This window comes from Bifidobacterium sp. ESL0690 (assembly GCF_029392315.1).
Lineage (GTDB): Bacteria > Actinomycetota > Actinomycetes > Actinomycetales > Bifidobacteriaceae > Bifidobacterium.
Map to the genome: position 1 here is coordinate 212,887 of NZ_CP113939.1, position 22,422 is coordinate 235,308.

Consider the following 22,422-nt stretch of genomic DNA (forward strand, 5'->3'; position numbering starts at 1 on the left):
TCCGCAATAGTTATGTAATTATTAACGCGTAAAAATCTTCGCAATATCTAGGTAATCGCTGAAGCTTGCGAGGTGTTATTGGTCCTCGCGCAGCTCCTTGACGATGGCGCGGATGGCGCGTTCGATGTCGCTGATCTCGGAGGCTCGTAGTTCCTCGGTCTGCTCTTTGCCGCTGAGCAGCTTCATCCCGCTGGAGACGAGTCCTTCGGTCACCGCGATGCCGACTTGCGGATTTTGCGGGCTCAGTTGGCCCCAAGCCCTGACGATGGGGGCATTGATGCGTTCGTGCAGACTCGGTTGTGTCGGTTCAAGCGGCTGGTCGCTGGGTGTCTGTGCATTGCCCTCGCCCTGAAGGCTCGTAGGTACGTCGATTGGGCACTTTGAAACGTTGCTTGGCGCGTCTATCGGACACCTCGAAACGTTTTCGGGTTCGTCTATCGGGCATCGCGAAGCGTTGCCTGAATCGGCCTTGTATTTTTCCGCTGATTGTGTGCGGTCTGGTTTGGCTTGCGATTCCGCTTTTCCGTTACGCTCTTGCGATGTGGCGGTATCATTGCCGCCCTTGTTATTACTGCTATTGCCGTCCTTATTGTTGCCGTCGACACCATTGCCCGGCTTTGGCCAAAGGCCTTTGTCGTCGCGATAGCTCTGCGCGTCGCTCAGCGGTATCTGCGTCATCCAATCGTGACCCTGCAGAATGGACTGTTCGAGATTGATCTTGACCCATTGCACGATGATTTCCGCCGGATCGATGACTCCGCTCAGGCCCTTTTCGAGCGCCTCGACCCACTGCGGCATGTGCCGTGCCATCAGTTGGCGGCGCAGGTCCTTCATATCTTTGACGTAACGATAGATTGAGTTGCGCGCGATGCCGGCTCCCTTGCTGACGTTGGCGGGGGTGAGGGCCTCGCCTCCTTGTTCGCGCATGATCTTTTCCGCCGAATCGAGCAGCGCGTTCATCGTGTGACGGCGGTGTTCCTCAAGATTGGCCTCATTGATGCGTGGCATATCGTCCCTCTCGTGTTTCGCGGCACGGCTATCGGTTACTCGTACATATCATATTATCTGCACTGCCTGTCCATATTCCGTTCCTGCCCATCGTGCAGACGTCCGAAATCGCGCCACGAGCGTTCTCGATCATAATATAGTTCATTTCGTGGTTTGTCAGCAATTACGATAAGTTTTATTGTTTCTGACTTTCCGGTCCTTCGCCGTTTGCGGAATTTTTGATTTGACGTTCGTGCGGATTTGCGCGTCTTACGGTTATGGCGTATAGTCTCTGAAGTTTGCGACCAACCGTCGCGAAAATATGCATTTATTGACGGTTTGCCTTATAAAGGCTTGATGCGTGTTGCCGCCACTACGAAAGATTATCGATGACTCAACAACAAAATGACCAAGTCGCTCAAGGGCACAAAGAAACGGGTTCCGCGGTCAAGCCGCCGTGGAATGCGCTGTGGGTCTTGGCGCTTGCGCTTGCCATGATTGTTCTTGACAGTTCCATTGTGAACGTTTCCATGCCGACGATGATCCGTGAGATCGGCCTCAACCTGACCGACGCGCAGTGGGTCACGTCGCTTTACAACATCATTTTGGCCGCCCTGCTGCTGCCGTTCGGCAAGCTTGGCGACCTCAAAGGCCGCAAGATGACCCTGCAGGTCGGCGTGGTTGTTTTCGTTGCGGGTTCCGTGCTCGCCGCCTCCTCCAACGGGGCGACGCTGTTGCTGTGCGCCCGCGCGGTGCAGGCCATCGGTGGGGCGCTGGTGATGCCTTCAACGCTTTCCATCGTTTCGGCTTCGTTCCGCGGCAAGAACCGTGCCATCGCGTTCGGCGTGTGGGGATCGGTAATGAGCGCGGCGGCCGCCGTCGGGCCGTTCCTTGGTGGCCTGTTGACCGGGACCGTCGGCTGGCGTTGGATTTTCCTTGTCAATGTCCCACTCGGGCTCGTCGTGTTCATCTCGGCCATATTCTTCGTGCCGAAAACCGGCGGCAGGGCCGGGGCTTCCGCCATGGGGGCAGCCGCGCAGAAACTCGCCGCCGCCGATGCTTCCAGGTCCGCCGCCAAACCCGATGGCTTCGACCCCTTGGGTATCGTGCTTTCCGCGCTGGGTTCCGCGTTCCTGCTCTTCGGTCTGATCGAAGGTCAGACCTACGGTTGGGCCAAACCCAAAGGTGATTTCAGCATCTTCGGGTTCAAATGGGGCGCGAGCTGGCCGATTTCCGTCATCCCGATCTGCATCGTGCTCGGTATCGTCTTTTTCGCGCTTTTCGTCCACACCGAAAACAGCCGCGCCAAGCGCTCGCTGCCGGTGATGCTCGATCTGACGCTTTTCCGCATCCCGACCTTCGCGATGGGCAATATCGCCGCCGGCACCATTCAGGCCGGCCAGTTTGTCATCATGTTCGTCCTGCCGCTCTACCTTATTAATGTGCGCGGCCTCGCAATGATTCCGACCGGTGCGCTGCTGGCCACCATGGGCTTGGGCTCCATCGTCTCCGGCGGTCTGGCGCATCCGGTCACCCAAAAAATCGGCGCTCCGCATACCGTGCAATTCGGCCTGGTCGTTGAGATGCTGAGTGTGGTCATTCTGATGGCGATGATGCGCCCCGGCGTTTCCGTCGTCTGGCTTCTTGTGCCGTTCGTGCTTTACGGTTTCGGCCTCGGTTTCGCCGCCGCCCAGCTCACCAGCCTCGTGCTTTCCGAAGTGCCCATCGTCCAGTCCGGAGAAGGTTCCGCAACGCAGTCCACCGTTCGCCAGCTCGGTACCGGCGTGGGCGCGGCGCTCGCCGGCTTGGTGCTTTCCGTGATGGTCACGCATATCGCACCGACTTCGCTCCAAGGCGTGCGCGGCCTGCCGTCGCAACTGGTCTCGAGCCTCACCACGTCGCTTGACGCTTCCGCTGGTTCTGCCATCGTCGGTATCCGTGCCCAAGGCGCGCACGGCAAGCTCGGCGCTCTCGGCCCGCAGGTTGTCGATGCGATGACTTCGGCCTTCACCCGCGCCAGCCAGTGGACTTTGGTTGCCGCTATTGTGTTGCTCGCCATCGGCCTGATCGCCTCGATTTGGGTAGCTCGCGCTGCCAAGCGTGACCAGGTTGAGTAGCTTGCGGGTCCGTTAAGTTTCTTTTTCGTAATTATGCCCTGCCGGAAATTTTCGGCAGGGCTTTTCGTATTGATGATTAGGTATTCGCGTTAATCCGACTTTTGCTCAAGCCGTTACGGGAATTCCGTTGGTTTTAAGCCATTGCGGCCTCCTTGTTGGAGGATTGACAGGTGACGGCAAATAACGGCAAAGTCTACCGGGGATTATCGTAATTCGATTAAAGTTATTGAAAGCGTAAATTACGCTCGTTATGATTTCGGCGAAGTGGCCGAGGTCGTGAACCGACGAATGAGGTGGTTTATGAGAGTAATACGAAAAGATGATAATCGTGAATCCGGAAGGTCTCGTTTTAAAAAAGGGAAGCTGGTGGCGGTTGTTGCCGCGGCGGCCACGTTGCTTTCGATGGTGCTGGTGAGTCCGTCGATGGCGATGGCGGCACCTGCGAGCGAGAGCAAGGGCAAAAGTGATTCCGCGAAAACCGTGTCATCGAAAGGTGTCAGCACGCGCGGAAGTGGCGCCACGTTTGTCTCGGCTGGGCCTTCCACCGACGGCGCGACCTACTATGTCGACAGCGCCAACGGCAATGATGCCAACGATGGCAAGAGTCCGCAGGCTGCTTGGAAGAACCTCAGCAAGGTATCGGCGCAAACCTATGCGCCGGGCGACCACATCCTTCTGGAGTCCGGCAGCACGTGGAACGGCCAGACGCTCATGCCCAAAGGCAACGGTGCGGACGGTAAGCCCATCGTCATTGATCTCTATACCCGCGGCCAGGATGGCGCCGCTACCTACACCGCTTCGAAGCGACCGGTAATCAACGGCAATGGAACCGAGAACGTGCTGGGCAGCTTTAAGCGCTACATTTCTGGTGCCGTGCAGCTGACCAATCAGGAATACTGGTCCATCCGCAATCTCGAGGTGACCAATACGCCCGAGCTGACCAATCCGGATGGCTACAAGAAGCCCGGAGACAAGCAGCGCGCGGGCATTTTGCTGCTGGGTTACGGCCTCAACCGCAACCTTAACGGTGTGACCGTCGAGAACGATTATGTGCACGACGTGCAATCCGAGTACTACCTCAAGGCGCAGCAGGAAAAGTTGCCGATGAAGCTCAAGCACGCCGGCGGCATCATCGCACTCGGCTACTGGGTCAACCCCGACGGCAATGCCGTCAACAGCGCCAGTCCCGTGGCCGACACTGGTTTCAGCCGTCTGACCATGCAGAACAACATCGTCCAACGCGTCGGTCTCGAAGGCCTGCGTACCAAGGCCGAAAGCGATACTGGCTCGTACCCCAAGCTCTTCACTGACGTGACGATCAAGAACAACTATCTTGAAGATATCGCCGGCGACGCGATTGTGATGTCCGAGGTCGGCGACAACGGTCTGATCGAAGGCAATATCGTCGTTCACGCCTGCGCCGCCGATTACGGCACGCAGAATTACGCGGCGCTGTGGGTAATGGCCAGCCATAATGTGCTCGCTCAATATAACGAGGTCTACGGTAACAAATACGGCTACAACGACGGCGAGGCGTTCGACATCGACATGCAGTCAAGCAACGTGACCTACCAATACAACTACAGCCACGGCAACGGCGGCGGGTTCATGCTCCTGATGAGCGACCAGGCCAATTCGACGGTGCGCTACAACATCTCGGCCAACGACGGCGGCGGCAACGCCGGCACCAACGCCGACGGGCCCGGTGCGGGTGGTTATCCCTACACCTACAAGGAGCAGAGCCTGTTCCACTATTGGATCACGAACGACGGCCCGGCCATGCCCAATATCTACAACAACACGTTCTACGTCGGTGACGGCGTGACCACGTCGCTGTTTGGCGAAGGCAACGCCACCGACAACAGTGGTGTCGTCGCCCACTTCAGCAACAACGTTGTCGCCAAGGCCGGTGCGGGCAAGGTGAAATTCCTTTCGAACTATCCTCCCAACGGCAGCAACCCTCCGGAAAACAGATTGCCGGCCAACGCCGCGTCCTATCTGAACCATAACCTCTTCTCGACCGCCGACATCGCCAGCGCCGCCAGCGGCACCACCAAGGCTGGGCTGCAGGCCACGGGCAATGTCTTCGCCGACCCGAAGCTCGCCATCGAAAGTGCGGCCAATGGCGCGGGCGAGCTCGACGGCCAGATCAACACCGTGCTCGACAACCCGGCAACCAGCCTGCCGTGGGGCAACCCGAAGGAACGCCTGCGTCAGCGCGCGTCCCTCTTCAAGATCGCAGCCGACAGCCCCGCCGTGGCCAAAGGCCAGAAACAGGACGGGATGCCGAGCGAGGATCTCTTCGGCGATAGCACGCTCAACCGTGCCATCGATATCGGGGCCCATCAGGTCTCGGACCATGAGATCAGCACGGATTACACGCCGCAGGCCGTCAATGTGACCACGGCGGCCGGCGTTTATCCGACGTTGCCGCAGTCCATTGATGTCACCGTCAAGGAAACGCTCGGTGATAGCACCACGCAGCGCACGGAAAGCCACGCGGTCAAGTGGGATTACATCAAGCAGGATGACTATAAGAACGCTGGAACTATTACGGTTTCCGGCGTGATTGATGGCATCGCCGCCGTCAAGGCGAAGGCCACGGTGACGGTAACTGGTGAGCTTGGCACGGGCGCGAATGTACAACGTTCGTTCACCGACACGGCCGATGCCACCGTGCAGCGAGGCAGCGCAGACACTGCTATGGGAGCGCAAGCCGGCAGCGGGACGGTATCGAGCGATCCCAAGTCGCCGTTCGGTATGAATTATTCGAACAACCTGATTCTGCGATTGAAGAATTCCGCTTCGCCCAACTACAATCGGCGGTTCTATGTCAAGTTCGATCCGTCCGCCTACGCGGGCAGGCCGGACGAGATCAAGAACGCGAAGCTCCGGGTGTATGTCGATCAGTTCAATATCAACAACAGCGCCGGCTCCACGCCAGACGAGCAGCTGCGCAACACCGCATTTCGTGTGGATGCCTATGCCACCGACACGAGCTGGGACGCGAACACCGTCACATGGAACAATGGCCCCGGTAATGCCGACGTCACTGCGGTCAACCATCAGCCGTTGGGTTCCGGCGAAAACATCCCCACTTACGGCACGCTTAAACCGGCGGGTAGCCGGGTGGTGACCAACGGCGAGATCATCGACAACCAATACGCGCTGGATATCGACGTGACGCAGTACCTGCGAAGCCTTAACACGATGAAGCCGGTGAGTTTCCTGGTGGATATACCCATGAGTAACACCACGAACTTCAACCGCGACAACGCCGGATTCGAGGCTTTCTCCACCGAAGGAGCGCGGCAGGCGTTCATCGACCATGCGGTCGGAACGTTCAAGCTGCCAGCTTCGATGAGCGGTTTCACGATGACTTCTGACGCGCTGGCGCCGAAACTGCTCGTCTCCGACTCCTATATTTCGTCGGTCACGCCGGTTGAGGCCACCATCAAGCCCGGCCAGGTGCCGACGTTGCCGAACAAGGTGCACGTCACCTACTCCGACGGCAGGAATATGGACGTACCGGTGACATGGCCGACGTTTGATGCCAGTAGTTTCACCGCCGACGGCGATTTCACGGTCAGCGCGGATGTGCCGCAGATTGGCAGGCCGGTAGCCGCGACGATTCATGTTAAGTCCGATGCCATCACCTCGCTCGACCCGCTGCCCACACTCGACAAGCCTGTCGGGCTGAGCCGCGAACAGCTGGGTATGCCGAGCGCCATCGTCGCGCATCTTGCCAGCGGCGGGCAGGTCACGCTCACCATCCCCGGTTGGGACGACGACCCGAGCAATTACACCGATCAGAGTGCACCCGGAACCTATCATTTCCCGGGTTCGCTGGCGTTGCCGCTTGGCGTCTCGAACCCCGAGAGCCTTAAGCCTCGGCAGGAGGTGCGCACGCATCCGATTCCGGCAAGTATCAAGCTGGCGCTGCCGGCTGGTTCTTCCGGGCCGATTGTCGCCGGTAAGCAGGCTTCGGTGCGGCTCGCGCTGAATGTGACCGGAAAAGCGCCGTATACCCAGGCCGATGATTGGACCAAGGCCGTGCACTGGTCGCTGACGCGTGTTGACGCGGCCCCGGCTTCGGAATCGGTTTCGGCGCAGGACGAGACGCCGTCGCCGGGCGAGCCGACCATCGATCAATCCGGGATGCTGACCATTCCCGCCAACGCCGGAACCGCCGAATATGAGGTAACGGCCACGAGCCAGCAGGTTCCGGGGTTGTCCGGTTTGCTTCGCATCGGCGTGCAATCGCTGCGTGACTATGAACAGTCGCACTCCGGCGGTTCCGGCTCCGGTTCGCAACTGCCCGGCTCGATCTCGCCTCTGCCTGGCGGCCCGTCGACTATGGGTTCTCGGCCCGGCAGGAACGTCGCAGGTGCTGACGGTGCGGGCCTGAGCGCAACGGGAGCGGATATCTGCGCTGTGATTGCCGTTGCCGCGATTGCCGGCGTGCTGTCTCTCGCGCTCGCTGCTGCGGTCACGTTGCGGCGCAGATTCGCTCGGTGATGCTCGTGAATTCATTGCGCGAATAATCCAGACAAAGTAGCTTGCGGCATCTTCTTGCAAGTCGAATCGAATGATTCGATTGCGGGAAGGTGCCGCAAGTTCTTTTTATTGCCTTTTTATTGAATGACTCCTTTATTCGGCAAGGGCATTGTTGCGTAAACGGCAGTTTTCGGTTTGAATGGAACAATGCGATGCCACAAATTTTTGGGACGTTTTACTTAATATTAGTCTCAAAAAATCAAATAAAACATCGTACGGGCATCAAACGGAATGTTCGGTTCTATGCTGCAAGCTGATTTCAGACGTTTCGCTTTGAGGTGACGGTGAGCGTGAACAATTCGCTGCCAGAACAACCGATAGCGATAATTGCATTACCTAACACCGTTCAGTTTCGTTGATATTGGGCGTTTATAAGGCATGAACTAATAAAATGCAACAATTGTAATTGAAATCACTAATAAATGTCGTATGGCAATCATCACATTAAACGAGCTTGCTCCCCGAATTCGCAGCCGATAGTCTGCTACGGAAAAGAAATTCAGGCCGTCGTGAAATCTCTGGCCGGTGTCGTGTCAATGGCGATTCGTTCGCGTTGCGCGGCACCGGCCTTTTTATGTCTCGTGTAATGAATGAAATCCCGGAGACGGCCAACCCAACCAATTCGTGAAGGAGTGCTATGTCAACGACTGCTATACAAGCAACAGACGTTGCGTCTGAAAGCATGCACGCGCGGCACCAAGGTCCGTCGAAGCGTGACGTCATGTTCGTCTTCATCGGCCTGATGGTTACCATGCTCATGTCTTCGCTGAGCCAAACCGTGCTTTCCACCGCCATGCCGACCATCGTCGGCGACCTCGGCGGCGTCGACCGCATGACCTGGGTCGTCACCGGCTACGCGCTGGCGATGACCGTCATGATGCCGGTCTACGGCCGTATCAGCGATATCTTTGGCCGTAAGCCTTTGCTACTGATCGCTATTGTGCTGTTCATGTCCGGTTCCATCGTCGGCGCGCTGGCCGGCAATATGAACCTGCTGGTCACTGCCCGCGTCATCCAGGGCCTCGGTGGCGGCGGCCTGATGATTCTCTCACAGTCGGCCATCGCCGACGTCGTGCCCGCCCGCGAACGCGGCAAGTACATGGGCGTCATGGGCGCCGTCTTCGCCGTCTCATCCGTGGCCGGCCCGCTGATCGGCGGCTGGCTGACGAGCGGCCCGGGCTGGCGTTGGGCCTTCTGGATGAACATCCCGCTGAGCATTTTGGCGCTTGCGGCCGTGACCGTCTTCCTGCACTTGCCCAAGCCGAGCAAGGAGAACCGTTCCCACATCGATTACTTCGGCATGGCTCTGATCGCCGCCATCACCGTTGTCATCGTGCTGGTCTGCACCAACGCAAGCAAGCCTCACACCTGGAACTGGGCCGAGGTCATCGTGACTCTCGCCGTGCTGATCGCCCTGTTCGTCTTCGTTGAACTCAAGGTCAAGGAACCGGTCATGCCGATGACCCTCTTCCGCAACTCCAACTTCGACGTCGCCACCATCGGCGCCCTGCTGATCGGTGTCGCGATGTTCGGTGTGCTGAGCTACCTGCCGACCTACATCCAGATGACCACCGGCGTCAACGCCACTCAGGCGGGCCTGCTGATGGTGCCGATGATGGCCTCCGTGCTCGTCACCTCGATCATCTCTGGCAACCTCGTCTCCAAAACCGGCAAATACAAGATCTATCCGATTGTCGGCACCACCATCATGGCCGTCGGCCTCGCTCTGACCTCCACTCTGAAGGCCGATTCGCCGGTCTGGCTGCTTTGCCTCTACACGATGGTCTTCGGCATCGGCCTCGGCCTGGGCCAGCAGATCCTGACGCTTATCGTCCAGGACGCGTTCCCCGCCTCGATCGTCGGCACCGCCACTGCCTCGTTCAACTACTTCAAGCAGGTCGGCGCCACCATCGGCTCGGCCGTGGTCGGCAGCATCTTCACCTCGCGCCTGACCGGTTTCGTGCACGACAACCTGGCCGCCGTCATATCGCAGATGGCTTCCAGCGGTGCGGTGATGGGCCATAGGGGCACGGCCGCGATGAACGGCGCCATGCATCTGAGCGCCAGCAGCCTGACCCCGAGCGGCGTCAACGCGCTGCCTGGCATGCTGCGCACCCCGATCATCGACGCCTACAACAGCGCTCTGCTGCCCATCTTTATGTGGATGGTCCCGTTCATGATCCTCGCCGTGCTCGTCTTCTTCTTCGTTCGTCAGAAGGAGCTCTCCACCACCATCGAGTAGTGAGTATGCTCAGCGATTCGTGGCCGGTCTGTTGTTTGTTGTGCTATTGACCGTACCTCGAAACCGTTGAAATTCCGCCCTGTCAAAGACTTTTGACAGGGCTTTTTCGTACCACGCAGTTGCTATTTCAGCAGATAATCCTTAGCCGAGACGAACCGGCCGTTGGGGGTACGGAAACTTGACTTGCCGCGATAGATGACCTGACGTTGCTCGATGGGGATATCAAGGTCGCGGCCGACGGTTTTCAGGTGACGGAAGAAATCGTCGCGTGGCGTGATGCCGGACTTGATTTCAATGAGTTGTGGCGAAAGGGAGTCGGTCATGTCCATCAGGTCGACTTCCACGCCGTTGGAATCACGGTAGAAATAGAGCCGGGATTCGCTGTTCGAGTTGTACCCTCGTTTAAGCGTTTCCTCGATGATGAGGTTCTCGAACACGGCTCCACGCTTGGGACTCCTGACTAATTCGTCGACGCTATGGATGTCGAGCAAATAGCACAGCAGGCCAGTGTCGTAGAAATAGAGCTTCGGCGTTTTCGTCAGTCGTTTGCGCGCGTTCGAGAAATACGGTGGTAGCAGAAACACGATATAACTGGCTGCGAGGATATTCAGCCAGTCTTTTGCGGTGTTCAACGATATTTGTGATTCCCTGGAGAGATGCGTCGTGTTCAGTAATTCGCCGGAACTTTGTGCGCAAAGCCTCAGGAACGTCTCGAATGATGAAAAATCGCGGATATTGGAAAGCGTGCTCACGTCGCGGCGGACGTATGTTGACAGATAACTTGAATAGAATGTTCCTTCCGGCACGTCTGTTTCGTAAAGGTGCGGGTACCCGCCTCGGAAGGTGAATTCATCGACGCTCGGAACGTTCGGAATCCCTTGGGCTTCTTTGTAGCTGAGCGGCAATAATTCCAGAATCCCTACTCTACCGGCTAGTGATTCCGTGATGTTTTTATTCATCAGAAAGTTCTGCGATCCGGAAATCAGGTATTGTCCGGTTTCGTGGCGCTCGTCCGAGGCTGCTTGCATTTCCGGGAACAAATCGGGTGCGTACTGCATCTCGTCGATGAACGAGTGAACTGGCTGGGTAGCCATGAACCCCTCAGGGTCCGTATTGGCCGAATCCCGTAAACGACCGAGTTCGAGATTGAGGTAGGTATAGTCGGGAAATGCGTTGCGGAGCAAGGTTGATTTTCCTGATTGGCGCGGTCCCATAACGGAGACGATGGGAAACCAGGTTGCCATTTTCTTGGCTTCTTCAGTGAGCAATCGAGGGATCATGGCCGCGCTTTCTTATGATGATCTGTCAGTTCGAATTATGCAAATCTGTCAGTTCAAATTATGATAATCTGTCAGTTCGAATTATGCAAATCTGTCAATTCAAGTTATGATGATCTGTCAATTCAGATTATGCAGATCTGTCAGTAGGGATTATGTTAATCTGTCAGTTCAAGTTATGCAGATTGTAAAATTCAGATTATGCAAATCTGTCAATTCAAGTTATGATGATCTGTCAATTCAGATTATGTAGATTGTAAAATTCAAATTATGTAAATTGTCAACTAGGGCTTATGCAAGTTGTCAGTTTCGTTTTATGTAAATTGACGGTTTGAGATTATGTAATCTGTCGGTTGATGACGGTCGCCTGTAAGAATCATGTCTCGAAATCGTTGGAATTCCGCCCTGTCAAAGACTTTTGACAGGGCTTTTTTATACTCTGGCTTGGAGTGTTCGAGCGTGCTGGGTTACGTTGAGATTGCCGAAATGGTTCCCGCGGTTTGAGCAAGAGTATTCATTCGCAATTGCGGAAGCAAGAATGATTTGAAGTACTCTTGATTGAGCGCATGGCAGCGGAACGGTTGCAGAGTGGTAAGAAGGAAAGGTGCGACGATGGCGGTCGAGATGCAGTTGGGTGGTCAGATCCGTGACCATCGCGAGGCGATGGGCCTGTCTCAGGATGATCTCGCCGGCAAGATTTTCGTGTCCCGTCAGACGGTTTCGAATTGGGAGACCGGCCGCACCTATCCCGATGTGCAGAACCTTCTGTTGCTGGCCAAACTTTTCGGCATCACACTGGACGAACTGGTCAAAGGAGACGTCGAAGAGATGAACAAGGAAATCAAACACAATCGGGAGCAAATGCTCCTTTGGTTTGCGGTGTCTTGGGTCTTGATTGCTATTTCGGTGGTTACGTATTCTGCTTTTGCGATTGTGACTCATGGCAATGGCCAGAGCCCGATAGGATGGCTTGGTTCTTTAGGATGTTGGACTGGGTTGTTGGGGTTCGCCGCTTCGGAGCATCTCGGAAAATTGGAGAAGAACGTCGATGTGAAGACGTTCCGCGAACTTGTGCAGTATTCGACCGGTCAAAAAATCGATCGCACTCACCGCAATGACATCCTTCCTAAAATTGCTTCGGTCATCGTCCTTGTTCTTTATGCGGGCATCCTGATTTTTAACGATTTCTCTTGGATGTAGCTCAGCTGGTTTGTTGCAGTTAACAAGAAAATTTATGCAGATTGACTAATAGGACTTATGCAAATTGATAAATAGCTTTTATGAAAATTGTATAGTTCAAGGCGTAGATAGTATATATTGCAACATTTTGAGCACTAGCGTTGCATTCGAATAAATCGTGGTTTCTGATTTATAAAATACAACATTGCTGTTGTTCGCTTTTGAGATTGGGTGCGCAAAAGTTCCATGCCCAACCCGGTTTTATATGAGCCGTTTATATCAATTTTGCCGTCTAGCGATGCCCGTTGCTGCAATTAGTGCCATTCGAATGTTGCATAAAGGTGTGGCTATATAGGGGCTTAATTCGTAGTCTTTGCAATAAACTTGTGGGGCATCCGCCATGAATGGCGCTGCCCCACAAGTAGGAACCGAGATATTAGCGTATATCTCATATTCCTTTTTGACTTATATGTAAAACAATATGGTGTTTTGTGGACGTAAGGGTTTCTGTATTGGGAAAATGTATTGGGAAAATAAGCAATTAGCGTGGTTGTTGGGGTTTGATGGGATGACTCGTACCTTAAAACATAGGGGATGTAATGTCTCAGAATCGTTGGAATTTCGCCCTGTCAAAGACTTTTGGCAGGCGATTTTCATGTTCTGGCTTGGAGTGTTTGGGCGCGTCGGGTTACGTTGGAATTGCCGGAATGATTGCCGGTGGATTGGCTGACCGACTGAATACTCGTAACGGATTCCTTAGTTGGTCGTGCCCGTTCCGTTCGGGTTCTGTATGCTGAAGATGATTGCAGAATCTTGAGGGACTCGCGTGATTTGCGTGATTGATTATGTGTGCGAGCGACTCAGAGCGGTTTGGCAATGCTGGTGGTTCTGTTTTAAATGAGGAAGGTGCGACGATGGCGGTCGAGATGCAGTTGGGTGGTCAGATTCGTGACCATCGCGAGGCGATGGGTCTTTCGCAGGACGACCTTGCGGGCAAGATCTTTGTCTCCCGCCAGACGGTTTCGAATTGGGAGACCGGCCGCACTTATCCGGACGTGCAGAACCTCCTGTTGCTGGGCAATCTTTTCGGCATCACACTGGACGAACTGGTCAAAGGAGATGTGGAAACCATGAACGAGGAAATCAAGCACAACGGCACGCGCATGCTGACGTTGACCATTGCGGCGTGCGTGTTTATCGCGGCGGGACTCGTGATGACGGTGCTTATGGTCGTTAAGGGACAAGGGCCTGCCCAAGCGTGGAGGTGGTTCGCGCCCATCGCCATGGTGCTCTTTTTGTGTGGCGTTATCGCGGCCGGCTGGTGCTACAAATTGCAACGTGACATCGATGTGCTGACTTATAAGGAGCTGCGCCAATATCTGGCGGGCGATGAAGTCGACCGTTCGTCGCGCAAGGGCAAGCCGCTGAGTACCAAGCAAATTGTCGTCATTGCGATTATCTGCGCTTTCGCCGGTGCCGCGATGGGCCTGTTGACGTACATGTTTCTGTGATTGTGCGCTCGCGCTAACCCGTGGTTACCAAAAGAAAGATGAGAATACGTACAGTATCTTTTGGTAACCATGGGTTAGCACAAATCGGTTTCGTCGAATCGTCGTAAACTGACGCGAAATCAAGAAAGATGGTTCAAAATTAAGTACGGTCAGCGTTGACCGAGAAATTTAATTTGGAACTTAATTATGTCTTATAAATCATTAAATCCTTGAAATTCCAACGTTTCTGAGTTAGTTAATCTCTCATTTCAAAAACTTGAGCCAAAAAGACTCAAGTTTTTTCGGAAATTCGGGAATATAATTTGACAATACAAAGTTGAGTGAAGTAGGCTCAGGTTTTGGAACATCAATCAGGTGCGAACCTGGATGCGGGCCGCGAACGAGAAATGAAAGTCTCGGCGTGGCTTCCGGACCCGAGCGAACAGATGTGAAACGTAACGAATAAGGAGAAACGAATATGGGACGTGCAGTAGGTATTGATTTGGGTACCACAAACTCTTGCATCGCAACGCTCGAAGGCGGCGAACCCACGGTCATCGTGAACGCCGAGGGCGCTCGCACCACCCCATCGGTGGTCGCGTTCAGCAAGTCCGGCGAGATTCTCGTCGGCGAGGTCGCCAAGCGTCAGGCCGTGACCAACGTCGACCGCACCATCAGCTCGGTCAAGCGCCACATGGGCACCGACTGGTCGGTGGACATCGACGGCAAGAAGTGGACTCCGCAGGAGATTTCCGCACAGATTTTGATGAAGCTTAAGAGGGACGCCGAGGCGTACCTGGGCGAACCGGTGACCGACGCGGTCATCACCTGCCCTGCATACTTCAACGACGCACAGCGTCAGGCGACCAAGGACGCCGGCAAGATCGCAGGCCTCAACGTGCTGCGTATCATCAACGAGCCGACGGCTGCGGCACTGGCTTATGGCCTTGAAAAGGGCAAGGAAGACGAACGCATTCTGGTCTTCGACCTCGGCGGCGGCACCTTCGATGTGTCCCTGCTGGAGATCGGCAAGGATGAGGACGGCTTCTCCACCATTCAGGTGCAGGCCACGAACGGTGACAACAAGCTCGGCGGCGACGATTGGGATCAGAAGATCATCGATTGGCTCGTCAGCGAGGTCAAGAACAAGTACGGCGTCGATCTGTCCAAGGACAAGATTGCGCTGCAGCGCTTGAAGGAAGCCGCGGAACAGGCCAAGAAGGAGCTCTCCAGCTCCACCGAGACCAACATCTCGATGCAGTATCTGGCCATGACCCCCGACGGAACGCCTGTCCACCTCGACGAGACGCTGACCCGCGCACACTTCGAGGAAATGACTTCCGACCTGCTTGGCCGTTGCCGCACGCCGTTCAACAACGTGCTGCACGACGCGAACATCTCGGTTTCGCAGATCGACCACGTGGTCCTCGTCGGCGGCTCGACTCGTATGCCCGCCGTCAAGGAGCTCGTCAAGGAACTCACCGGTGGCAAGGCCGCGAACCAGTCCGTCAACCCGGATGAGGTCGTGGCGATTGGCGCCGCGGTGCAGTCCGGCGTCATCAAGGGCGACCGCAAGGATGTCCTGCTGATCGACGTCACTCCGCTTTCCCTCGGCATCGAGACCAAGGGCGGCATCATGACCAAGCTCATCGACCGCAACACCGCCATCCCGACCAAGCGCAGCGAGGTTTTCTCGACCGCTGAGGACAACCAGCCTTCTGTGCTGATTCAGGTCTATCAGGGTGAGCGCGAGTTCGCCCGCGACAACAAGCCGCTGGGCACCTTCGAGCTGACCGGCATCGCTCCGGCTCCGCGTGGCGTCCCGCAGATCGAAGTCACCTTCGACATCGACGCGAATGGCATCGTGCACGTCTCCGCCAAGGACAAGGGCACCGGCAAGGAGCAGTCCATGACCATCACCGGCGGATCCGCTCTGCCCAAGGACGAGATTGACCGCATGGTTAAGGAAGCCGAAGCCCACGAGGCCGACGACAAGAAGCGCAAGGAAGACGCCGAGACCCGCAACACCGCCGAATCCTTCGCCTATCAGATGGAGAAGATGGTCAACGACAACAAGGACAAGCTCTCCGATGATGTCGTCAAGGAAGTCACGGCTGATGTCAACGACCTGAAGGAAGCCTTGAAGGGCGACGACATCGACAAGATCAAGTCCGCCCAGGAGAAGCTGACCACTTCCTCGCAGAAGATCGGTCAGGCGCTCTATGCGCAGCAAGGTGCCGAAGGTGCCGCTGGCGCTGCGGGTGCCGGTGCTGCTGGCGCGGCGGGCGCAGGCTCCAGCTCGTCCTCGTCCGATGACGACGACGTGGTTGACGCCGAGGTCGTTGACGACGATGACGACAAGAAGGACAACAAGTAATCATGTCCGGGTTCGATAAGAACGACTATCTGAAGAATCTGCCGGATCCCGACGACGCATGGCTCAACTCCATGGCTGGGTTCAATGCGCCGGGTGCGGGATTCGGCGGGTCCCCCGATGGGGCTGATTCTGCCGAACCCGAGCAGGCTAACGCCGGCGCAACCGGCGAAAAGGCGGGTGAAACAATGAGCTCCGAACAGTCGAATAACAAGGCTGACGACGAGGCGAAGCAGAACCCACAGGGTGCTGCCGCTTCAGCTGCCAACAACAACGACAATACGAATGTGAACGCAGGCAACGGTTCCGGGCAAGCGGGTGCTGGTCAGGCTGATGCCGACAATAGCCAAGCCAATGCTGCTGGTGCCGCAGCTGCTGCTAACGCAGCCGACAACAAGGCAACCGGCGACGCAGGCAAGGCTGATACAGCCGATGCTGCCGATAGCAAGGACGGCGAGAACACGCTGACACCGCTTGGGCAGGCGAAGAAGGAAGCCGCGGACTATCTTGATGCGCTCCAGCGTGAGCGTGCCGAGTTCGTCAACTTCCGCAACCGCGCGAAAAAAGAGCAAGACATCTTCCGTCAGCACGGCATCATCGATGTGCTGACCGCGTTGCTCCCCGCTCTCGACGACATCGACCGTATCCGTGAGCACAGCGACCTGGACGATTCGTTCGCCGCTGTGGCCAACAAGATCGACAAGGCGTTCGAGAAGTTCGGCGTGGAGAAGTTCGGCAAGAAGGGTGAAGCCTTCGACCCGACCAAACACGAGGCGATACTTCACAAACCGGATGCCAACGCGACCGAAGAGACTGTGGACACCGTCGTAGAGGCGGGCTATCGCATCGGCGACCGGGTGATCCGGGCCGCCCGTGTGGTGGTGGCTTCCCCGAAGGCCTAGCGGGTTTCCGCAATGACGTAATACGTAGAGTGCGATTCCCCGCGTGGCCGGAGGGTCGCACTTATCGTTTGTAGAGTCGTTGCAGGAAATGTATCGGCTTAGGGCCCGAAAAGGAGGGCAGTGATATGGCTGAGAATGAATGGCTAGATAAAGATTTTTACAAGGTGCTCGGCGTCTCCAAGGACGCGACGAGCGCGGAGATCACCAAGGCTTACCGCAAACTTGCGCGTAAGTATCATCCGGATCTCAACAAGACCAAAGAGGCTGAGGAGAAGTTCAAGGACATCTCCGAAGCCTACGATGTGCTCAACAACGAGGACCAGCGGCGCAAGTACGACGCGATCCGCCAGTTCGCGGGCGGCGGCGCAAGGTTCGCCGGCGGCTCCGGACAAGGCGGATTTGGCGGGGGAGCCTCCGACTTCTCCGACATCTTCGGTTCGATGTTCGGCGGCGGCGCAGGCGGCCCCGGTGGGGTTCGCTTCTCGACCTCCGGCGGCGGTCCGACCAACTTGAACGACATCTTCTCGATGTTCGGCAACGCGGCTGGCCAGGGCGCTGGCGGCTACGCGGGTGCGGGCTCAGGCTCGCCCTACGGTTCCGGTTTTGGCGGCGGGTCGAGCACCTACCGTGAACCGCAGGAACCGGTTCGCGGAGAAGACCGCAACTCGAAGATCACGCTGACGTTCCGTCAGGCCGTGAAGGGCGCGACCGTTTCGCTCAAAGCGGGCGGACGCAAGTTCAAGACCCACATCCCGGCCGGCGTGAAGGACGAGCAGAAGATCCGGCTTCCCGGCAAGGGCAAGCTCGGTTCCAACGGTGGGCGCGCAGGCGATATGTACCTGCAGATCCATGTGAAGAACGACACGAAGTTCAGCCTCGACGGCAACAACATCGTGATGCCGCTGCCGGTCACTATCGGCGAGGCGGTGGCTGGTGCCCGCGTCAAGGCGCTTGACTTCGACGGCAACGAAGTGACGTTCCGCGTGCCGGCCGGCACGTCAAGCGGCACCGAGGTCCGTGTCGGCGGCAAGGGTGTTCCTGGCCGTGATGGTGACTTGGTCGGACGCGTTGAGATTCGCGTGCCGAGCAGGCCCAGCATGGCGCAGAAGCACGATGCCAAGGAATTCGACAAGAATTCCGGCGAGTTCGTCGACGAGGTGGCCAAAGAGCGCGAGTGATTCGTGTGATTTGATTGGTCTATTTGCAATCGCGTAAGAACGTTGCGAATAGGCCAATTAAGCAGTTTTAGGTAAGATAGGCAATATGTATTACGTTGACAGATAAAGGGGTCAATGCAATACGTTATGAATAAAGTGACAGACAATGACGAGCGGAGGTGAATGATGGCTCGAATTTCTCGTGAGGTACAGGCGCTGTATGGACTGTGCGCGGTCGCGCTGGTTGAGCAACGGGCGGATTTGGACGGTGCCGACGACGTCGGTTTCGATATCGACCTGCCGGTTTTCAGTGTGGGTCGCGCCGCGAATTTGGCAAACATCCATCCCCAAACCCTACGTCAATACGACCGTCAAGGCTTGATCGTTCCGCAGCGTACCGAAGGCGGCGCGCGCCGCTACTCCCTGCGTGACGTGCACAAGCTCGCCGAAGCCCAGCAGATGAGCCAGGAAGATGGCATCAACCTTGCCGGTATCTCGCGGATTCTCGAATTGCAGGAGGAGAACCGTCAGTTGCGGCGTGAGGTGAGGCGTCTCGAGCGTCCGAGCGGTTCCAGCATTTTCGCGGCCGATTCCGATGGCGACATCACCGAGATTCAGCGTTCGCGTCAGGCTCGTCGCTGGCGTCATGAGGTGGAGGCTCACACCCGTGCGCTTCCCGGCCGGCCGTATTATGCCAACGATGCTGCCAATCCGTATGCGTCAAATACGCAATCGGACGCAGCCGGAGCTGGCGCGTCATCGCAAGAGCAGGGCGCCGCCCACAAGCCGCGCCATGCCGCGAAGCCTAATGGCACTTCCCATTCCGATCCGTTCGTCGACCCGCGTTCCCTGGTCGTCTGGGGCAATTATTTCGACTGACGCACGACGGATTCACTCCGTTCCGCTGCGCGTGCTGAGAAGAATCTCGGCGACCTCATCGGTGGTGATAAGGCAAGTTGCCAATCCGGATTTGCAGACGGCCTGAATCGCCTTGGCTTTTTCCTTGCCTCCAGCTACGAATACAACCGTTGGGGTATTTCTAAGTTCATCGAGATTGATGGAAATTCGTCGTTCGTTGATGGGCGAGTGAACGTAATTTCCGTCTTTGTCGAAAAACATTCCGCCGCATTCGGCCACGGCGCCTATTTTATCGAGGTTTTGCGCCTCCTCAAACGGCACCAATGAAGTCAACCGTGAGAGCCGTGGGTTCCACGAACCTACGGAAAGAAAGGCCATGTCGAGTTTGGAATAGTAGGAGAGGGTTTCCGCCGCTGCAGGCTCCATTCGAGCCACCATCGCCGACGTCGTGGTCGCGGAAAAAAGCGGCGAAAAAAGGGCTTTTGCCGTTGAGTCCGATCCGCTGCTTATCTGGCTGAGCAGGGTGATCGGGGAAAGCGTGGGGTCGTTGCCGACCACGCCGGTAAGTTGCACGAATGTCGCGCTGGGAAGCCCTGAAACGTGGTGTGCGATGGGGAGAAGAGTTCTGCCGGATGAAAACCCGACAATGGATCCATGCCTTATATGACTCATCAAATATTTTCCGCCGGCTTCGCCGAGTAGATCCCGCTCGACCGAAATATCGCGTGAACTTGGCACGATGATTACTTCCGCAACGCCGAGGAATTTCTGAAGTTTTTGCGCCAAGGCGGGAGAAACCGGTGCGGAGTCGTGTATCTCAATGGTGACCACGCCTTTTTCTCTGGCTTCCGTGAGCATTCGAGCGACTTTGAAGCGGGAAATGCCTAGTGAAGTGGCGATTTCTGACTTGCTTTCGTTCAGAATATAAAAACGTCTGGCTATTTCGCCCAACTGTCTGTTGTCGTCCTGCTTTTTCATATCCCGCCTCTGTTTTGTGTGCTGTATCAATCATAGCGCTCATTTGATAATTCGTTTATAACAAACTTCATAATTTTCGCATAATAAAAGGAAAATTATGCTAGTTTTGCTCAAATGAGTATAAAAAACGACTTGTATTCTCAATTGCGTGCATTTAGAATGGCGATTGCCTAGACACCATAGATATTGGCGAATGAACGAAGGAGTTTACATGAAGTCAAAATTTAAGATGCCACAGGAACTCGGCGTGCTGATAGTGGTGTTGCTCGTCGCAGTTCTTATGGGAATCCTCTCGCCAGAATTCCGCACGGCAAGCAACCTTCAGGTATTGCTGCTCAACGGTTCAGTAGTGACTTTCCTGGCTTTGGGGCAAGCTTGCGTGCTGTTGACCGGCGGCATCGATCTTTCGGTGGGTTCGAATATCGCATTGACGGGCATGATTGCCGCGTTGGCGATGCGCGCTGGTATACCGTGGTGGATCGCCGCCCTTCTTGCAATTCTCACCGGTATCGTGGTGGGATTGTTCAACGGTGCGGTTATTCATTATGGCCATATGCCGCCGTTCATTGTCACGTTTGCGACGTTCGGCATTTCCGCATCAATTCCTAAGATCCTTACCCAAGCCAAGTCGGTCACCGTCTCCGACCCGATGTTCGCATTCTTTGGGCGCGGCACTATTTTCGGCATCCCTATGCCGATCATCATGGTGATTATCGCTGCGGTTATTATCGGTGTCGTTCTTAACAACACGGCGACCGGTGTTCACGTTTATGCCGTTGGCGGCAACGCGGACACGGCTCGTCTTGCCGGCATCAACATCGCGCGGACAACCATTTTCGTATATGTCATTTCAGGTATTTGCGCCGGTTTCGGCGGTGTGATCACGGCTTCCAGGCTCATGGTGGGCTATCCGACAGCCGGATCGGGCAATGAACAGTTCTACTCCATCGCATCGGCTGTTGTCGGCGGCGTCAGCCTGTTCGGCGGTGTCGGCACCATCCTTGGAGCGTTCATCGGTTCTCTTCTTATCGCTGAGGTTTCCAACGGTATGAATGTTATCGGTGTTGACAGCTATTGGCAGCCGCTGGTGATTGGCGTCATCATTCTCGTCGGTGTTCTGTTTGACACCAACAAGTCCCGCATTTCGTTCGGTAAGAAAAAGCATCTTGACGCGACGGCCGATTTAGTGGCGAAAGCCGCGGAAACCGATGGAGGTAAAGAGCCCAAAAAGTAAACATCCCCATTCCATTCAAATGTAGTAGTTAACAGATGTTTTAGAAGAAAGTGAAAATCATGAAAAGACAAAAATTGATGAGGATCGCCGCCATCTGCCTGGCTCCCGTGCTCGGCCTTTCCCTGACGGCTTGCTCCGGTGTCAACAGTGGTGTTGCCGATGCGAAAAAGGACAGCGCAGAACTTCAGGTTCCTGCATCCTGCAAATCCAAAACTCCGTTGATTTCCGTACTGTTGCCGAACCAGACCAATCCGTATTATGTCGCGATGAAGCGTGGCTTTGAACAAGAGGCCAAGGCCCACGGCATGAAGGCGGAAGTGCTGATCGCGGAAGACGATGACGCAAAGCAGCTTTCCCAAGCCGAGGCCGCGGTGCAGAACAAGCCTTGCGCGGTTGCTCTGAATCCTGTGAAGTCCGAGCCTGCTGCCGCAACGGTTCGCACATTCAATGATGCGAAGATTCCTGTCTTCACTGTCAACATCATGGTCGATGCGAAGGCTATGAAGGCGCAGGGCGCATTCGTGCAACAGTATCTCGGAGCCGATAACAAGGCGGGCGGAGCGCAAAGTGCTGCGCAGATGCTGAAGGATATGGGCAAGGATGCCAAGCTCAATATCGGTTTGGTTACCGAGCCTGACGAAGCAGCGTCTATGACTCGTGATGAAGGTTTCAAGTCCAAGATCGCTTCGGATAAGAATTCAAAGGTGGCTGCAAGGGTCGACGGGAACGTTAAGATTACTGATGCTCTCGATGTGACCACTGATATGCTTCAGGGCAATCCGGATTTGAATACGATTTTCGCTTCTTCCGGCCCCAATCTCCAGGGTGCTTTGGAAGCCGTCAACGCTTCTGGCAAAGACGTGAAGGTCTATGGCTTCTGCGCTGCAGACATAGCGCTGACCGGCAAGTATATGGGTTGCGTTGCCCAGGAACCTGAAGACTATGGCCATCGCGTGGTCAAAGAGATCGTCAAGTACACCAAGGGTCAGAAAATCCAGCCGAATATTCTGCGTCCGCTTAAGGAATTCACATCCGGCCAGAAGCCTGCTCAAGGACAAGTAGGCTGAGAC

General features: G+C 55.9%; 14 protein-coding genes. 11 read left to right on the top strand and 3 right to left on the bottom strand.

Annotated elements, in window-relative coordinates; translation table 11 throughout:
- Positions 1–75: 75 nt before the first annotated feature.
- Entirely contained in the window at positions 76–1,008 is a 933-nt protein-coding gene (locus OZX62_RS00765) for a TetR/AcrR family transcriptional regulator (protein WP_277176154.1), read from the bottom strand.
- 368 nt (positions 1,009–1,376) lie between these two features.
- Between OZX62_RS00765 and OZX62_RS00770 the strand changes: the two genes are divergently transcribed.
- From OZX62_RS00770 to OZX62_RS00780, 3 genes are all read left to right on the top strand, one after another.
- Positions 1,377–3,104: an MFS transporter gene (locus tag OZX62_RS00770; RefSeq protein ID WP_277176155.1), complete on the top strand. Its 1,728-nt coding sequence runs from the start codon at positions 1,377–1,379 to the stop codon at positions 3,102–3,104.
- Between the two features lie 366 nt (positions 3,105–3,470).
- Complete coding sequence (locus OZX62_RS00775) at positions 3,471–7,622, top strand: Ig-like domain-containing protein (protein WP_277176156.1); 4,152 nt, start codon at positions 3,471–3,473, stop codon at positions 7,620–7,622.
- Positions 7,623–8,298: 676 nt separating this feature from the next.
- On the top strand, positions 8,299–9,903 hold the full coding sequence (locus OZX62_RS00780; RefSeq protein ID WP_277176157.1) for an MDR family MFS transporter: 1,605 nt from the start codon (positions 8,299–8,301) through the stop codon (positions 9,901–9,903).
- Between the two features lie 122 nt (positions 9,904–10,025).
- On the opposite strand, the gene OZX62_RS00785 is transcribed toward OZX62_RS00780, so the two are convergent.
- Positions 10,026–11,147, bottom strand: coding sequence for an ATP-binding protein (locus tag OZX62_RS00785; protein ID WP_277176158.1), 1,122 nt, complete (start codon positions 11,145–11,147; stop codon positions 10,026–10,028).
- Positions 11,148–11,792: 645 nt separating this feature from the next.
- Between OZX62_RS00785 and OZX62_RS00790 the strand changes: the two genes are divergently transcribed.
- From OZX62_RS00790 to OZX62_RS00815, 6 genes are all read left to right on the top strand, one after another.
- The gene (locus OZX62_RS00790; protein WP_277176159.1) at positions 11,793–12,380 is read left to right on the top strand and encodes a helix-turn-helix transcriptional regulator; all 588 of its coding nucleotides are present in this window, start codon (positions 11,793–11,795) and stop codon (positions 12,378–12,380) included.
- Positions 12,381–13,273: 893 nt separating this feature from the next.
- Complete coding sequence (locus OZX62_RS00795; protein ID WP_277176160.1) at positions 13,274–13,870, top strand: helix-turn-helix transcriptional regulator; 597 nt, start codon at positions 13,274–13,276, stop codon at positions 13,868–13,870.
- A gap of 457 nt (positions 13,871–14,327) precedes the next feature.
- Entirely contained in the window at positions 14,328–16,226 is a 1,899-nt protein-coding gene (gene dnaK / locus OZX62_RS00800) for a molecular chaperone DnaK (RefSeq protein WP_277176161.1), read from the top strand.
- A 2-nt stretch (positions 16,227–16,228) separates the two neighbouring features.
- Positions 16,229–17,125 (top strand): nucleotide exchange factor GrpE, encoded by an 897-nt coding sequence (grpE, locus tag OZX62_RS00805; RefSeq protein ID WP_348519297.1) that lies wholly within the window; start codon positions 16,229–16,231, stop codon positions 17,123–17,125.
- Between the two features lie 125 nt (positions 17,126–17,250).
- A complete protein-coding gene (locus tag OZX62_RS00810) occupies positions 17,251–18,303 on the top strand; it encodes a DnaJ C-terminal domain-containing protein (protein ID WP_277176163.1) in 1,053 nt (350 codons plus the stop codon).
- 165 nt (positions 18,304–18,468) lie between these two features.
- Positions 18,469–19,161, top strand: a complete 693-nt coding sequence (locus OZX62_RS00815; protein ID WP_277176979.1) for a helix-turn-helix transcriptional regulator — start codon at positions 18,469–18,471, stop codon at positions 19,159–19,161.
- A gap of 12 nt (positions 19,162–19,173) precedes the next feature.
- Here the strand turns inward: OZX62_RS00815 and OZX62_RS00820 are convergent, their stop codons facing one another.
- Positions 19,174–20,118, bottom strand: coding sequence for a sugar-binding domain-containing protein (locus OZX62_RS00820; RefSeq protein ID WP_277176164.1), 945 nt, complete (start codon positions 20,116–20,118; stop codon positions 19,174–19,176).
- Between the two features lie 211 nt (positions 20,119–20,329).
- Between OZX62_RS00820 and OZX62_RS00825 the strand changes: the two genes are divergently transcribed.
- Positions 20,330–21,352, top strand: coding sequence for an ABC transporter permease (locus tag OZX62_RS00825; protein WP_277176165.1), 1,023 nt, complete (start codon positions 20,330–20,332; stop codon positions 21,350–21,352).
- A 59-nt stretch (positions 21,353–21,411) separates the two neighbouring features.
- On the top strand, positions 21,412–22,419 hold the full coding sequence (locus OZX62_RS00830) for a substrate-binding domain-containing protein (RefSeq protein WP_277176166.1): 1,008 nt from the start codon (positions 21,412–21,414) through the stop codon (positions 22,417–22,419).
- The last annotated feature ends 3 nt before the right edge of the window (positions 22,420–22,422 follow it).

Coding starts and splice junctions, on each gene's coding strand:
- OZX62_RS00815 (WP_277176979.1), top strand. CDS start 18,469: ATGGCTCGAATTTCTCGTGAGGTACAGGCGCTGTATGGACTGTGCGCG.
- OZX62_RS00780 (WP_277176157.1), top strand. CDS start 8,299: ATGTCAACGACTGCTATACAAGCAACAGACGTTGCGTCTGAAAGCATG.
- OZX62_RS00820 (WP_277176164.1), bottom strand. CDS start 20,118: ATGAAAAAGCAGGACGACAACAGACAGTTGGGCGAAATAGCCAGACGT.
- OZX62_RS00770 (WP_277176155.1), top strand. CDS start 1,377: ATGACTCAACAACAAAATGACCAAGTCGCTCAAGGGCACAAAGAAACG.
- OZX62_RS00795 (WP_277176160.1), top strand. CDS start 13,274: ATGGCGGTCGAGATGCAGTTGGGTGGTCAGATTCGTGACCATCGCGAG.
- OZX62_RS00790 (WP_277176159.1), top strand. CDS start 11,793: ATGGCGGTCGAGATGCAGTTGGGTGGTCAGATCCGTGACCATCGCGAG.
- grpE (WP_348519297.1), top strand. CDS start 16,229: ATGTCCGGGTTCGATAAGAACGACTATCTGAAGAATCTGCCGGATCCC.
- OZX62_RS00830 (WP_277176166.1), top strand. CDS start 21,412: ATGAAAAGACAAAAATTGATGAGGATCGCCGCCATCTGCCTGGCTCCC.
- dnaK (WP_277176161.1), top strand. CDS start 14,328: ATGGGACGTGCAGTAGGTATTGATTTGGGTACCACAAACTCTTGCATC.
- OZX62_RS00785 (WP_277176158.1), bottom strand. CDS start 11,147: ATGGCAACCTGGTTTCCCATCGTCTCCGTTATGGGACCGCGCCAATCA.
- OZX62_RS00810 (WP_277176163.1), top strand. CDS start 17,251: ATGGCTGAGAATGAATGGCTAGATAAAGATTTTTACAAGGTGCTCGGC.
- OZX62_RS00825 (WP_277176165.1), top strand. CDS start 20,330: ATGAAGTCAAAATTTAAGATGCCACAGGAACTCGGCGTGCTGATAGTG.
- OZX62_RS00765 (WP_277176154.1), bottom strand. CDS start 1,008: ATGCCACGCATCAATGAGGCCAATCTTGAGGAACACCGCCGTCACACG.